At 67.7% G+C, this 14550-nt stretch carries 13 protein-coding genes; all 13 read right to left on the reverse strand.

Going from position 1 to position 14550, the window contains the following annotated elements; translation table 11 throughout:
- Positions 1–46: 46 nt before the first annotated feature.
- On the reverse strand, positions 47–1258 hold the full coding sequence (gene metK / locus B7R21_RS10205) for a methionine adenosyltransferase (protein ID WP_116283161.1): 1212 nt from the start codon (positions 1256–1258) through the stop codon (positions 47–49).
- On the reverse strand, positions 1251–2507 hold the full coding sequence (coaBC, locus tag B7R21_RS10210; RefSeq protein WP_116283162.1) for a bifunctional phosphopantothenoylcysteine decarboxylase/phosphopantothenate--cysteine ligase CoaBC: 1257 nt from the start codon (positions 2505–2507) through the stop codon (positions 1251–1253). Before coaBC ends, metK begins: the two co-directional genes overlap by 8 nt.
- A gap of 122 nt (positions 2508–2629) precedes the next feature.
- Complete coding sequence (rpoZ, locus tag B7R21_RS10215) at positions 2630–2896, reverse strand: DNA-directed RNA polymerase subunit omega (protein ID WP_104243599.1); 267 nt, start codon at positions 2894–2896, stop codon at positions 2630–2632.
- 62 nt (positions 2897–2958) lie between these two features.
- On the reverse strand, positions 2959–3885 hold the full coding sequence (gene gmk, locus B7R21_RS10220; protein WP_116283163.1) for a guanylate kinase: 927 nt from the start codon (positions 3883–3885) through the stop codon (positions 2959–2961).
- The gene (gene pyrF / locus B7R21_RS10225) at positions 3882–4793 is read right to left on the reverse strand and encodes an orotidine-5'-phosphate decarboxylase (RefSeq protein ID WP_253259743.1); all 912 of its coding nucleotides are present in this window, start codon (positions 4791–4793) and stop codon (positions 3882–3884) included. Before pyrF ends, gmk begins: the two co-directional genes overlap by 4 nt.
- A complete protein-coding gene (carB, locus tag B7R21_RS10230; protein WP_116283164.1) occupies positions 4790–8131 on the reverse strand; it encodes a carbamoyl-phosphate synthase large subunit in 3342 nt (1113 codons plus the stop codon). The genes pyrF and carB overlap by 4 nt, the downstream gene beginning before the upstream one ends.
- Positions 8131–9291: a glutamine-hydrolyzing carbamoyl-phosphate synthase small subunit gene (gene carA / locus B7R21_RS10235; protein WP_116283269.1), complete on the reverse strand. Its 1161-nt coding sequence runs from the start codon at positions 9289–9291 to the stop codon at positions 8131–8133. Before carA ends, carB begins: the two co-directional genes overlap by 1 nt.
- A complete protein-coding gene (locus B7R21_RS10240; protein ID WP_116283165.1) occupies positions 9291–9941 on the reverse strand; it encodes a PH-like domain-containing protein in 651 nt (216 codons plus the stop codon). The genes carA and B7R21_RS10240 overlap by 1 nt, the downstream gene beginning before the upstream one ends.
- Entirely contained in the window at positions 9938–11308 is a 1371-nt protein-coding gene (locus tag B7R21_RS10245) for a dihydroorotase (RefSeq protein WP_116283166.1), read from the reverse strand. Before B7R21_RS10245 ends, B7R21_RS10240 begins: the two co-directional genes overlap by 4 nt.
- The gene (locus tag B7R21_RS10250; RefSeq protein ID WP_116283167.1) at positions 11305–12279 is read right to left on the reverse strand and encodes an aspartate carbamoyltransferase catalytic subunit; all 975 of its coding nucleotides are present in this window, start codon (positions 12277–12279) and stop codon (positions 11305–11307) included. Before B7R21_RS10250 ends, B7R21_RS10245 begins: the two co-directional genes overlap by 4 nt.
- Positions 12276–12911, reverse strand: coding sequence for a bifunctional pyr operon transcriptional regulator/uracil phosphoribosyltransferase PyrR (pyrR, locus tag B7R21_RS10255; protein ID WP_116283168.1), 636 nt, complete (start codon positions 12909–12911; stop codon positions 12276–12278). Before pyrR ends, B7R21_RS10250 begins: the two co-directional genes overlap by 4 nt.
- A gap of 610 nt (positions 12912–13521) precedes the next feature.
- Positions 13522–13944, reverse strand: a complete 423-nt coding sequence (gene nusB / locus B7R21_RS10260) for a transcription antitermination factor NusB (protein ID WP_116283169.1) — start codon at positions 13942–13944, stop codon at positions 13522–13524.
- A 12-nt stretch (positions 13945–13956) separates the two neighbouring features.
- Positions 13957–14520, reverse strand: coding sequence for an elongation factor P (efp, locus tag B7R21_RS10265; RefSeq protein WP_116283170.1), 564 nt, complete (start codon positions 14518–14520; stop codon positions 13957–13959).
- Positions 14521–14550: the final 30 nt, after the last annotated feature.

The raw sequence follows: 14550 nt of genomic DNA on the forward strand, positions 1-14550 counted from the left end.
TGCCCTGCGGCACCCTCCTCAGCGGCGGGAGCGTCGCCGTCAGGGCTCACAAGCCTGCTGCGGCCTGCAGATCGCCCACGCGGTCGAGGCGCTCCCAGGTGAAGTCGGGGAGCTCCCGGCCGAAGTGGCCGTAGGTGGCCGTCTGGGCGTAGATCGGGCGAAGGAGGTCGAGGTCGCGGATGATCGCGGCCGGCCGCAGGTCGAAGACCTGCCTGATGGCGTCGATGATGCGCTCGTCGGGAATGTGGTTCGTGCCGAACGTCTCGACGTAGAGACCCACCGGTGCCGCCTTGCCGATCGCGTAGGCGATCTGCACCTCGAGCTTGTCGGCGAACCCGGCCGAGACCGCGTTCTTCGCGACCCAGCGCATGGCGTACGCGGCGGAACGGTCGACCTTCGACGGGTCTTTGCCGCTGAAGGCACCGCCGCCGTGACGGCTCGCTCCGCCGTAGGTGTCGACGATGATCTTCCGCCCGGTGACACCGGCATCGCCCTGCGGCCCGCCGATCTCGAACCGGCCGGTGGGGTTGATCAGCAGGGCCGCCGCCTGGGAGTCGAGCGGTGCGTCGGCGAGAACGGGACGGATGACCAGCTCCTCCACGTCGTGTGCGAGCTGTTCGCTCGTCACACTCGGCGTGTGCTGGGTGGAGAGCACGACGGTCTCGACCGTGCGCGGAGTGAGGCCGTCGTAGCCGATGGTCACCTGGGTCTTGCCGTCGGGCCGGAGGTAGTCGAGCTGCCCGGTCTTCCGTACCTCGGCGAGCCGCTCGGAGAGCCGGTGGGCGAGCCAGATCGGAAGCGGCATGAGCTGCGGGGTCTCGGTGGTCGCGAAGCCGAACATGATGCCCTGGTCGCCTGCGCCCTGCCGGTCGAACGGGTCGTCGTCGTGACCCCCTGAGACGCTCGCAGCCTGGCGGGTCTCCCACGCGTTGTTGACGCCCTGCGCGATGTCGGGCGACTGCGCACCGATCGACACGGAGACGCCGCAGCTGTTGCCGTCGAACCCGATGTCGGAGGAGGTGTAGCCGATGGCGTTCACCCGCTCCCGGATGATCGTGGGGATGTCGACGTAGCCCTCGGTCGTGACCTCGCCCGCGACGTGCACGAGCCCGGTGGTCACCAGCGTCTCGACGGCGACGCGGCTCTTCGGGTCGACGGTGAGGAGAGCATCGAGGATGCTGTCGGAGATCTGGTCGCAGATCTTGTCGGGGTGGCCCTCGGTGACCGACTCTGACGTGAACAGGCGAAGACTAGTCATTGTGCTCCTGGTGGTTCGAACGGCCGGCTTCTGCCAGCACATTCAGAATGCTGTGTGCCACTGACAACTTCGAGCCGGTGGCCTCGATCACTATATGCCCGGCCCCGTCGAGCACCACGACGGTGTTGCCGTCTGTGGCAAAACCCTCTGTCCAACCCACCCTGTTGACGACAAGATAGTCCGCGCGCTTGCGGGCGGCCTTCGTGCGGCCGAGTTCGAGGAGTTCGTCGCGGCTGGCAGCGGTCTCGGCGGCGAAGCCGACGACGAGCTGCCCGGGTGCGCGGCTCGCTGCCAGCTCAGCAAGGATGTCGGGATTCTTCACGAGCTCCAGGGTGAGGACGTCGCCCACGGTGTCCTTCTTGATCTTGCCCTCCGCCACCTCGCGAGGGCGGTAGTCGGCGACGGCTGCAGCCATGATCACGATGTCGGCCCCGCCGAGCAGGGCGTTCATCTCCGTGCGCAACTGCTCTGCCGTCTCGACGGCATGGCTCTCGACTCCGGCAGGCACCGGTACCTCCAGGTGAGCGGCGACGAGAGTGACGGAGGCGCCCCGGCCGAGCGCGGCTTCGGCAAGGGCCACACCCTGCTTGCCACTCGAGCGGTTGCCGAGGAAGCGCACGGGATCGAGCGGCTCGCGTGTTCCGCCGGCGGAGATGAGGATGCGGAGGCCCGTGAGGTCTGCCTCGCCCGGGGCTGGCGCTGCGGCATCCGGAGCCTGCGCGCCCGAGGGCAGCAGCGCCAGGCCCGCGGCGACGATCTCGTCGGGCTCCGGCATCCGCCCGGGCCCCGAGTCGGTGCCGGTCAGCTGACCCACCGCTGGCCCGATGAACCGGTACCCGCGAGAGCGGAGCAGTGCCGTGTTGGCGACGGTCGCAGCGTTCTGCCACATCTCGGTGTGCATGGCAGGAGCCAGGAGCACAGGCGCAGTCGATGCGAGCACCGTGTTGCCGAGCAGGTCGTCCGCGAGCCCGGCCGCGAGCTTCGCAAGGGTGTTGGCCGTGGTGGGGGCGATCACGATGAGATCAGCGGCCTGCCCGAGCGCCACGTGGCGCACTTCGGCGACACCCTCGTAGAGGTCGGTGTGCACGGTGTTGCGGGAGATCGCCTCGAGCGTCGGCTTGCCGACGAAGCGCAGGGCGTGCTCCGTGGCGATGACCTGCACGCTGTGGCCCGCGAGAACGAAGCCGCGGACGACCCCGACCGCCTTGTAGGCGGCGATTCCCCCGGTGATTCCGACGACGATGTTCATGGCTCTACTCTGGCAGGTCGAAAGCGGGCGAGGGAAAAAGAAAGGCCCGCAGTCGAGGTGACAGCGAGCCTTCCGTGACGAAACAGGATTACTCCGGGACCGGAGCGTTCCTCGTCCGATCCCTATTCAGGGATCGGAGCATTGGCTTTGACGGTGAGCTTGTCCTCGTTGATCTCGTGCAGGGCGATCGAGAGCGGCTTGTCGTCGATGCCGGAGTCGACCAGCGGGCCGACGTTGTCGAAGAGGCTGCCTTCGTGCAGGTCGGCGTAGTAGTCGTTGATCTGGCGCGCACGCTTGGAGGCGAAGATCACGAGGGCGTACTTGGAGTCGACCTTCGAGAGCAGCTCGTCGATGGGCGGGTCGATGATGCCGAGGGGCTTGGCTGGCATGGGGGTACTCCTTGATTCGAAGGGGAAGGCCGAGGTCGTGAAAGGGGCCTTCAGAACGTGCATCAGGCCGTGGCAGGCCGTGCGGAAATATTCATCAAGTCTACGACCTCGCGGGCCGCATCTTCGACCTTGTTGTTCACGACACGGAAATCGAACTCGTTCTGGGCTCGCAGCTCGACCTTCGCAGTAGCCAGACGGCGGGCCTGTTCCTCGCTCGATTCGGTTCCTCGACCGATCAGCCGGCGCACGAGTTCATCCCAGGTGGGCGGGAGCAGGAACACCAGTACCGCCTCCGGTGCGGATGCCCGAACCTGCCGTGCACCCTGGATGTCGATCTCCAGCAGAACGCTGCGACCGGCGTCGAGCGCCTCCTGCACAGGGCCCCGGGGGGTGCCGTAGCGCGACGAGTTGTGCACGGTCGCCCACTCGAGGAACTCGCCCTCGGCGACCATCCGGTCGAACTCCGCGTCGGTGACGAAGAAGTAGCTGATCCCGTCGATCTCACCGGGGCGGGGCGCGCGGGTCGTGGCCGACACCGAGAGCTTCACCTCGGGGTAGTTCTCGCGGATGTACGTGGAGACCGTTCCCTTGCCGACCGCTGTGGGACCGGCGAGCACGACCAGCTGGGACCCGTCGCCTGGGCCGCCGCCCGGGCGCGCCGTCGCCGAGCCGCCAGCACGCGCACTGAGGGAGTCGAGCAGCCGCTCCTGCTGGTGCCGGCCGAGGCCGCCCACCCGCTTCGACGGCGAGATCGCCAGCTTCTCGAGCATCCGGTCGCTGCGTACCGGCCCGAGACCCGGGATGCTCAGCAGCAGGTCGCGCACCCGCAGGCTGCCTTCGGCTCCCGCCGGCTCGGCGAGGCCGGCCCGCACGACGTCTTCGGGACTCCGCACGCCGATCACGACGTTCTTCTTCACGTCGGCCCGTGCGCGCCGGGCCGCGACAGCTGCCCGGGAGGCGGCGACCCTGTCGACCTCGGGGGGCCTCATCGCGTGGCCGCCAGAGCGTCGTTGAGCTCGATCGCCTGGTTCTGGATGCTCGAGGCGAGCCCAGACGCTCCGGCAGCGAGCACGGAGCGTGAGACCGCGACCACCGTCGTCGCCGTGAGCGCGCCGAAGACGGGACGCACGTCTCCGAAGGTCGCCCCCTGGAAGCCGAATCCGGGCGCGAGCACCGGCGTCGCGGGACCCTCCGCGAGGGCATCGCGGTCGATTCCGTAGTCGGTCAGGTTCTTTGTCGCTCCAAGCACGAGTCCGATGTTACCGACAGCGGCACGCACGCCGCCGGGCCCGGGCGTCGCCGAACGGTTGAAGGTGGAGACTTCGCCCGCAACGAGCCCTGAGAGCGAGAGGTCCTCTCCTCCCCAGCTGGCGCGCGCGGTCTGCAGCGCGAACGACTCGGGGTTGGATGTCGCGCTCAGCACGAACGCGCCCTTGCCGGCCTGCTCGGCCAACTCGAAGACCGGCAGCAGCGACCCGACACCGGCGTAGGCCGTGAGCGTCACCGCATCGGCCTCGAGCGGTGATCCCGGCTCGAGCCAGGCACGACCGTACGCCGCCGCACTGGTGCCGATGTCACCCCGCTTGGCGTCGGCGATCACCAGCAGTCCGGCCGCGCGGGCGGCAGCGAGCACGTCTTCGAGGGCGCTGAAGCCGGCCGATCCGTAGAGCTCGAAGAAGGCCACCTGCGGCTTCAGGATGCCCACCCGGCCGGCCGCGGCATCCACCACTCGGAGTCCGAACTCGCGCACACCCGATGCCGAACGCGGAAGCCCCCACGCATCGAGCAGATAGTCGTGCGGGTCGATACCCACCGAGAGCTGACCGAACGTCTCGAAGACGCCGGCCAGCCGCTCGCCGAACGGCGCTCGGCCGCTCGGCACCACGCCCTCCGTCACAGCGCCGCGTTCGCCAGGGCGAGCACCTCGGCCCGTTCGAGGGCCTCGGCGCGCTCCCACGCGTACTCCTGCAGGCTCGTCACCGTGAAGCCGTCCTTCATCCCGTCGAACGATGCCACCGCGGCACCGAGCTGCGCGATCGTAGTGAACAGCGGCTTGTCGGCCGCCACCGCCGCCGCCCGGATCTCGTACCCGTCGGCCCGCGCCGACCGCCCCGAGGGCGTGTTGATCACGATGTCGACCTCGTTGCGGTTGATCAGATCGACGATGGTCGGCTCCGACGTCGACGCGTCTGCGCCCTGCGAATACTTCCGAACGATACGCGCCTTGATGCCGTTGCGGTTCAGTACCTCCGCGGTTCCGGCCGTGGCGAGGATCTCGAATCCGAGCTGCTGCAACCGCAGCACCGGCAGCACGATCGCGCGCTTGTCCCGGTCACTGACCGACACGAACACTGATCCCGAGAGCGGCAGCCCGCCGTACGCGGCCTCCTGGCTCTTCGCGAACGCCCGCGGGAAGTCGCGGTCGATGCCCATGACCTCGCCTGTCGAGCGCATCTCCGGCCCGAGCACCGAGTCGACGACCAGGCCCTCCTTGGTGCGGAACCGCTTGAACGGCAGCACGGCCTCCTTCACCGAGACCGGAGCATCGAACGGCACGATCGACCCGTCGATGACCGGCAGCATTCCCTCGGCCTTCAGCTGGGCGATCGAGTCGCCGACCATGATGCGCGACGCCGCCTTGGCGAGGGGGATGCCGAGCGCCTTCGACACGAACGGGACGGTTCTGGATGCCCGGGGGTTCGCCTCGAGCACGTAGAGGATGCCCGCGCCCACCGCGAACTGCACGTTGAGCAGTCCGCGCACGCCGATGCCCGACGCGATGCCCAGTGTGGCGATCTTGACCCGGGCGATGACGTCCTGGCCGAGGGTGACCGGCGGCAGGGTGCACGACGAGTCGCCGGAGTGGATGCCGGCCTCCTCGATATGCTCCATGATGCCGCCGATGTAGAGCTCGTCGCCGTCGTAGAGCGCGTCGACGTCGATCTCGATCGCATCGTCGAGGAAGCGGTCGACGAGCAGCGGATGCGACGGGCCGACGATTCCCTGGCCGGCGACCCGCTCGAAGTAGTCCTCGAGCGAGGGGCTGTCGTAGACGATCTCCATGCCCCGGCCGCCGAGCACGTACGACGGACGCACCAGCACCGGGTAGCCGATCTCCTCGGCCACGGTGACGGCCGAGTCGTAGTCGTAGGCGGTGCCGTTCTTTGGAGCAAGAAGGCCCGCGGCATCCAGAATCCCGGCGAAGAGCCCACGCTCCTCGGCGAGGTCGATCGCCTCGGGAGTGGTGCCGACGATCGGAACGCCTGCGGCCTTCAGACCCTTCGCGAGCCCGAGGGCGGTCTGGCCGCCGAGCTGCACCACAACGCCGACGAGTTCGCCGCTCTGCTGCTCGGCGTGGATGACCTCCAGCACGTCTTCGAGCGTCAGCGGCTCGAAGTAGAGCCGGTCGCTGGTGTCGTAGTCGGTCGACACGGTCTCCGGGTTGCAGTTGATCATGATCGTCTCGTAGCCGGCATCCGAGAGAGCGAACGACGCGTGCACGCAGGAGTAGTCGAACTCGACACCCTGCCCGATGCGGTTCGGGCCGGAGCCCAGGATGACGACCTTGCGGCGATCCGATGGCGTGACCTCGGTCTCGGAATCGTACGACGAGTAGTGGTACGGCGTGAGGGCGGGGAACTCCCCCGCACAGGTGTCGACCGTCTTGTAGACCGGGCGCACACCGAGGCCGTAGCGGATGCCCTGGATCTCCTCCTCGGAGACTCCCCGGAGGGCCGAGATCTGCACATCGGAGAAGCCGTGGTCCTTCGCGAGCCGCAGTGTCGCCTCATCCGCCAGGGGCGCAGCGGCGATGGTGTCGGCCACCTCGTTGATCAGCACGATCTGGTCGATGAACCACGGGTCGATCTTGGTGGCCTCGAAGACCTCCTCGAGGGTCGCGCCCGCGCGAAGCGCCTGCTGCACGGTCACGATGCGGCCGTCGGTCGGAACCGCAGCGATCGCCAGCAGCTCCTCCTTCGATGGCAGCGCCGAGACGGGTCCGTCCCAGTGGAACGACGAGCCGCGCTTCTCGAGCGACCGGAGCGCCTTCTGCAGGGCGGTGGAGTAGTTGCGACCGATGGCCATCGCCTCGCCGACCGACTTCATGGTGGTCGTCAGCGTGGCGTCTGCTGCCGGGAACTTCTCGAAGGCGAAGCGCGGCACCTTCACGACGACATAGTCGAGCGTCGGCTCGAACGAGGCCGGCGTGACCTTGGTGATGTCGTTCGGGATCTCGTCGAGCCGGTAGCCGATCGCGAGCTTGGCCGCGATCTTCGCGATCGGGAAGCCGGTGGCCTTCGAGGCCAGCGCCGACGACCGCGACACGCGCGGGTTCATCTCGATGACGATCACGCGCCCGTTGGCCGGGTCGATGGCGAACTGGATGTTGCAGCCACCCGTGTCCACCCCGACGGCGCGGATGATGTCGATGCCGATGTTCCGGAGGTTCTGGTACTCGCGGTCGGTCAGCGTGAGGGCGGGCGCGACGGTGATCGAGTCGCCGGTGTGCACCCCGACCGGATCCACGTTCTCGATCGAACACACGACCACGGTGTTGTCGGCCGTGTCGCGCATCAGTTCGAGCTCGTACTCCTTCCAGCCGAGGATCGACTCCTCGAGCAGTACCTCGGTGGTCGGGCTCTGGTGGAGGCCGTCACCGACGATGCGACGGAGCTCTGCCTCTGTGTACGCAAAACCCGATCCGAGTCCGCCCATCGTGAACGAGGGGCGCACCACCAGCGGGTAGCCGAGGTCGAGTGCGTACTCGACGGCCTCCTCGACGGTGTGCGCGATGAACGAGCGTGCGACATCCGCGCCGCACTCGAGCACCAGTTCCTTGAAGATCTGGCGATCCTCGCCCTTGTTGATCGCCTCGAAGTTCGCGCCGATCAGCTCGACGTCGTACTTCTCGAGGATGCCGTGCTTGTGCAGGTCGATCGCCGCATTCAGGGCCGTCTGGCCGCCGAGGGTCGGCAGGATGGCGTCGGGCTTCTCCTTCTTGATGATGCTCTCGATGACCTGCCAGGTGATCGGCTCGACGTAGGTCGCATCGGCGAAATCGGGGTCGGTCATGATCGTGGCGGGGTTCGAGTTCACCAGGATGACGCGCACGCCCTCCTCGCGGAGCACCCGGCAGGCCTGCGTGCCCGAGTAGTCGAACTCGCACGCCTGGCCGATGACGATGGGTCCCGATCCGATGACCAGGACGCTCGTGATGTCTTCTCTCTTGGGCATCAGTTGCCTTCCTTCGTGATCTCGGCGGTGTCGAGGGAGCCTGTGAGCACCATCTCTCTGAACCGGTCGAACAGGTACATCGAATCGTGCGGCCCCGCCGCCGCCTCCGGGTGGTACTGCACGCTGAACGCCTTGATGTCGAGGCACCGGATGCCCTCCACCACGTCATCGTTCAGGCTGATGTGGCTCACCTCGACCCGGCCGAAGCCCTCGGGGCTCTGGGTGACGCCCTCCCTCGGTGCATCGACCGCGAAGCCGTGGTTCTGGCTCGTGATCTCGACGCGACCGGTGGTGCGGTCGAGCACCGGCTGGTTGATCCCGCGGTGGCCGAACGGCAGCTTGTAGGTGCCGAAGCCGAGGGCCCGGCCGAGCAGCTGGTTGCCGAAGCAGATTCCGAAGTACGGCACACCGGCGCGCAGCACGTCGCGGAGCACCTCGACATGACCCTCGGATGCCTCGGGGTCACCGGGCCCGTTCGAGTAGAACAGCGCGCTGGGCGAAAGCGCCAGCACTTCGGCCGACGAGATCGACTCGGGCAGCACCTCCACGTCGAAACCGCGGTCGGCGAGGTAGTTCAGCGTCGACTTCTTGACGCCGAGGTCGAGCACGGCGACAGACCCGATCCGTTCGCCCACCGCGGGAACCGTGTAACGCTCGGCGGTCGAGACACGCTTCGAGAGGTTCTGGCCCGCCATCTCGGCGCCCTCCCGCACGAGCTTCAGCTGGGCATCCGGTGACAGCTCGAAGTCGGGCCCCGAGAAGATGCCGGCGCGCATGGCCCCGGCCGAACGGATGTGGCGGGTGACGGCTCGCGTGTCGATACCGCTGATGCCCACGACCTCATCGCGCACGAGGTCGTCGTCGAGCGCCCTTGTCGCGCGGAAGTTCGACACGATGCGGGAGGGGTCCCGCACGACGAAGCCGGAGACCCAGATGCGGGCGGACTCGAGGTCTTCGTCGTTGGTGCCGGTGTTGCCGATGTGCGGGGCCGTCATCATGACGATCTGGCCGGCGTACGACGGGTCGGTCAGGGTCTCCTGGTAGCCGGTCATGCCGGTGGCGAAGACGGCCTCACCGAAGGTACGCCCGCGGGCGCCGTAGGCCCGTCCGGTGTAGCGGTTGCCGTCTTCGAGAACGAATACTGCCGGTTCGGTGACGATCACGCGACCTGGCCTTCCTGTTTCGGGGTGTCTGTGGTGTCTGTGTCTGTGCTGCTGGTGAAGGTGAGGCGCGACTGAACGGTGTCGAGAACACGCACGCTGTCGACCTGGTCGAGGATGCGCACGTACGACTCGATGTCGGCGTTCGAGGGGCGGTCACCGGCCGCGGCTCTGGCGAGGATGTCCTTCTTCTCTGTGCTCGTCGCGCCGGCGGTCGCGGCGGCGGTGCGGGCCTTCTCATCGCCGACCAGAGGGGTCGTCCAGTCGAGGCGAACGAGGCCGCCCGTCTCGACGACGCGGTCGATCGTGAAGGTCGAGGTTCCAATGGAACGGATATTGCCATACGGCACGTAGATGTCGCGCTCACCGTCGATGGAGAGGGTGACGCCCTTCTCCCAGACGATGAACGTGCCGCGGCCGCGGAAGGCGAGCCCCGGCAGCACGAGCCGTTCGAGTGGCTTGGCCGCGGGGGTCGTCGCTACGTAGAGCATTGCGGCCTCGAACAGGAGGGCGCCGGAATCCTCCGGAGTCGTGGCCGCAGCCGCGAAGCCCGCCTGCCGGCGCTTGCGGGCACGCCAGCCGAGTGCCATGGCGAGGTAGAGAACGACGAGGAGGGCGATCACCGGAATGGCGAGAACGAGGGTGTTCACAGTGCTGGACCTGCTTTCTGGGTCGCTGCGGATGCCGCGACGATGTCGCTCTCGAGCACCCGGGTGCCCTGCACCGTCGGATACCCGTGGTGGAAGGTGTGCTGCACCCGGCCCGAGAGGGTGCGCCCGAGGAACGGAGAGTTGTGGCTCTTGCCCGCCAGGCGGGACAGGTCGAAGACGCTTGTTGACGTCGGGTCGTGCAGGGTGAAGTTGGCGGGAGCGCCGTTCTCGAAGTCGTGGCTGTGGTCTGTCAGCCGGCCGATCCCGGCCGGCGTGCGGGAGAGCACCCGGGCGATGTCGTCCCAGCCCAGGAGGCCGGTGTCGACGAGCGCCGTCTGCGAGACGCTCAGCGCGGACTCGAGGCCGACCATGCCGAAGCTCGCGGCATCCCACTCCGCCTCCTTCGACTCCGTCGGGTGCGGGGCGTGGTCGGTGGCGATGATGTCGATCGTGCCGTCGGCCAGCCCGGCCCGGAGAGCGAGCACGTCTTCGTCGCGGCGGAGCGGCGGGTTCACCTTGTACCGGGCGTCGTAGCTCCGGATCAGGTCTTCGGTCAGCAGGAGGTGGTGCGGTGTCGCCTCGGCGGTCACGACGATGCCCCGCTCCTTGGCCCAGCGGATGACGTCGACCGACCCGGCCGTCGACACGTGGCAGACGTGCAGGCGTGCACCGACATGCTCAGCGAGCAGCACATCCCGGGCGATGATCGACTCCTCGGCGACGGCCGGCCAGCCCTTCAGCCCGAGCTCGCTGGAGAGGGCGCCCTCGTTCATCTGCGCGTTCTCGGTGAGCCGCGGATCCTGCGCATGCTGGGCGACGACGCCATCGAATGTCTTCACGTATTCGAGCGCGCGACGCATCAGCAGGGAGTCGTGTACACATTTGCCGTCGTCGGAGAAGACCCGCACCCGGGCCTTCGAGTGGGCCATGGCGCCGATCTCACTCAGTCGTTCGCCGGCAAGCCCCACCGTCACGGCGCCGATCGGGCGCACCGTGGCGTACCCCGCGTCGTCGCCCAGGGTCATGACCTGCTCGACGACGCCAGCGGTGTCGGAGACGGGGAGGGTGTTCGCCATCGGGAACACGGCGGTGAATCCGCCGGCCGCCGCGGCGCGCGTTCCGGTGAGAACCGTTTCGCTCTGTTCGAAGCCGGGCTCCCGGAGGTGCGTGTGCAGGTCGACGAGGCCCGGAAGAGCGACGAGGCCGTCGGCGTCGATCCGGATCGCGTCTCGCGTCGAGGCGTCATCGGTGCCCGGGCCGACACGGAAGAGCCGGCCATCCCGCACCAGCAGGTCGGTTCGCTCTCCAGACGGAAGGGTGGCTCCGACGATGAGGTGACTCGGGTTGCCCACGTGTGTGCCTTTCATTCGGCGGCCTCTCGTTCGGCAGCTTCGGGTTGGCCGGACATCAGCAGGTAGAGCACCGCCATGCGGATCGACACCCCGTTCGTGACCTGCTCCAGCACGGTGGACTGGGCCGAGTCCGCCGCTGCCGCGGAGATCTCGAGGCCCCGGTTCATCGGGCCCGGGTGCATCACAATCGTATCCGGGCGGAGCGTGGCGAGGCGCGCATCGTCGAGGCCCCACTCGCGGGCGTACTCCCGGGCGTTGGGGAAGAACGCCGCGTTCATCCGCTCGCTCTGGATGCGGAGCATCATCACCACATCGGGCTGGGCCTGGCGGATGGTCTGGTCGAAGTCGTAGCTGATCGTGGCGGGCCACTGCTTTTCGGCACCGAACGGCACGAGCGTGGCCGGGGCGACGAAGGTCACGTGCGCCCCCAGGGTCTCGAGCAGCCAGAGGTTCGACCGGGCGACGCGGGAGTGCAGGATGTCGCCGACGATCACCACGCTCACACCGTCCAGGTCGCGTCCGCGGCTCGCTGCGCCGAAGAGGCGGCGCCGCATCGTGAATGCGTCGAGGAGGGCCTGGGTCGGATGCTCGTGGGTTCCGTCGCCCGCATTCACGATGGGCGCGTCGATCCAGTCGCTCTCGGCAAGCACCAGCGGCGCGCCGCTTGCATGGTGGCGGATGACGACCCCGTCGGCACCCATCGCCGCGAGCGTCTGGGCGGTGTCCTTCAGGCTCTCACCCTTCGACACGCTCGAGCCCTTGGCGCTGAAGTTGATCACGTCGGCGGAGAGGCGCTTCGCTGCGGCCTCGAACGAGATGCGGGTGCGGGTCGAGTCCTCGAAGAAGAGGTTGACGACGGTCTTGCCGCGAAGCGTCGGGAGCTTCTTGACCTCCCGGTCGTTGACGGCGGCCATGTCCTCGGCGACGTCGAGGATCTGCAGCGCCTCGTCACGGCTTAGGGTCTTCGTCGAGAGAAGGTGCCTCATCGGGTGCCGCCGTCGGGCTCGTTGCTGCCCTCGTCGAAGGGGTCGTGGAAGACGCGCGGGGCTGCGGTGGTTCCGGATGTCGCAGCCCCAGAGTCGCGCGGGCCCTCGATGCTCACCTCTTCGACCTCGTCGACCTCCAGGAGTCGCACGTTGATACGCTCATCGGTCGACGTCGGCAGGTTCTTGCCCACGAAGTCGGCCCGGATCGGAAGCTCCCGGTGTCCTCGGTCGACCAGCACCGCGAGCCGCACGACCTTCGGCCGTCCGATGTCGCTCAGCGCATCCAGCGCAGCGCGGATGGTGCGACCCGAGTACAGCACGTCATCCACCAGCACGACGGTCTTGCCGTCGACTCCCCCGGCCGGAATGTCCGTCGGCTGCGGGGTGCGGGTGATGTTCCGGCCGAGATCGTCGCGGTACATCGTGGCGTCGAGCGCGCCCACCAGCGACGCCGGAGCGCCCTGTTCGATGCGCTGGATGATCTCGGCGATCCGCCGGGCGAGAAAGACGCCGCGCGTCGGAACACCGAGGATCACGAGACCGTCGGCCCCCCGGTTCGACTCCAGGATCTCGTGCGAGATGCGGGTCAGCGCCCGCGAAATGTCAGCCTGAGACAGCACAGTGCGCGCCATGTCGGACTCCCTTCTCCGTCTCACAGTACGGCTCTTAAAGGTTGTCGTGTTCCTCCACCATACCAGCCCGCCTCGCCGGGCCGCCGGGCTCTCCGAGCCGCGGGGCCCCGGGCCACACCGAGATCGGGAGACTCTCGCTCGAGGTCGCTAGAATACAGCCCCGCGTCACCGGGGAACGACGTATTCGCCGCCGTAGTTCATGTCACGAGGATGACGGCGTCGCTGAAACGGGTGCCGGTCATCGAGAAGCTACATTCACCCGCGACCCACGGTACGGAAATTGGTCTGCACCCGGTGCCGGTCGAGCAGGTCCCCCGCCTCCGGGCGTCCAGCCCCTGTGGATCGGCGGAACCGCCATCTCGGCGCGGGCAGCTGTTGCATCGCCAGCGACGAACACAAGAATATGCGGATGAAAAAAACCGAGCGTTCTCAGCGGAAAGCGAGCTCGGCGAGCAGATCCATCACGCAACTACGGAATGCCCGAGGTCAAACCTCGGCGATATACGGCGAGGATGGGCTGTGGGCATTCCGTAATGTCGGGCTGCCGTCGGGGCCGGGTCGAAATCGGGATTGCCGACGGCCACGGTCGTCAGTCATACTGCCGTGAAGGCTAGTGGGCGACGCCCTTGGTCTGGGCGATCTTCGCCAGGATGCCGTTGATGAAGCCGGCCGAGTCGTCGGTCGACATCGACTGGGCCGCCTCGACCGCCTCGGCGATGGCCACGGCATCCGGAACGCCATCGTTGTAGAGGATCTCCCAGATGCCGATGCGGAGGAGTGCGCGGTCGATGTGCGGCATGCGGCCGAGGGTCCAGCCGACGGCGTAGGTCTCGATCAGCTCGTCGATCTCGTAGCCGTGCGACACGAAACCGTCGACGATCTCACGCGCATACTCCCACGAGGCCTCCCGCGCGGGTTCGGTCAGCGCGCGCGCAGCCTCTGCCGCGAGCGACTCGTTGATGGAGATCTGGCGGACATCCGCCGCGTACAGGATGTCGAGCGCCCGCTTACGGGCCTTCGTGCGCGCACTCACAGAACAGCAGCCCTAGTCGCTGACGCGGCCGAGGTAGTCGCCCGTGCGGGTGTCGACCTTGACCTTGGTGCCCTGCTCGAGGAACAGCGGAACCTGGATCTCGTGCCCGGTCTCGACGGTCGCGGGCTTCGTGCCGCCGGTCGAGCGGTCGCCCTGGAGGCCCGGCTCGGTGTAGGTGATCTCGAGGATCACGGATGCCGGCAGCTCGACGTAGAGCGGCGCGTCTTCATGCAGCGCGATGGTCACCGGCTGGTTCTCGAGCATGTAGTTCTTCGCATCGCCGACGACCTTGTCGGTCACGCTGAGCTGCTCGTAGGTGTCGTTGTCCATGAACACGAAGTCCTGGCCGTCGTTGTAGGAGTAGGTGTAGTCGCGGCGGTCCACGTTGGCCGTCTCGATCTTGGCACCCGCGTTGAAGGTGCGGTCGACGACCTTGCCCGAGAGCACGTTCTTGATCTTGGTGCGCACGAACGCGCCACCCTTGCCGGGCTTGACGTGCTGGAACTCGATGACAGCCCAGAGCTGGCCGTCGATCTTCATCACTACGCCGTTACGGATGTCGCTTGTCGAAGCCATGGGAGAGGTGGATCCATTCGGTTGGGAAGT

It is taken from the genome of Subtercola boreus (assembly GCF_003399625.1).
Lineage (GTDB): Bacteria > Actinomycetota > Actinomycetes > Actinomycetales > Microbacteriaceae > Subtercola > Subtercola boreus_C.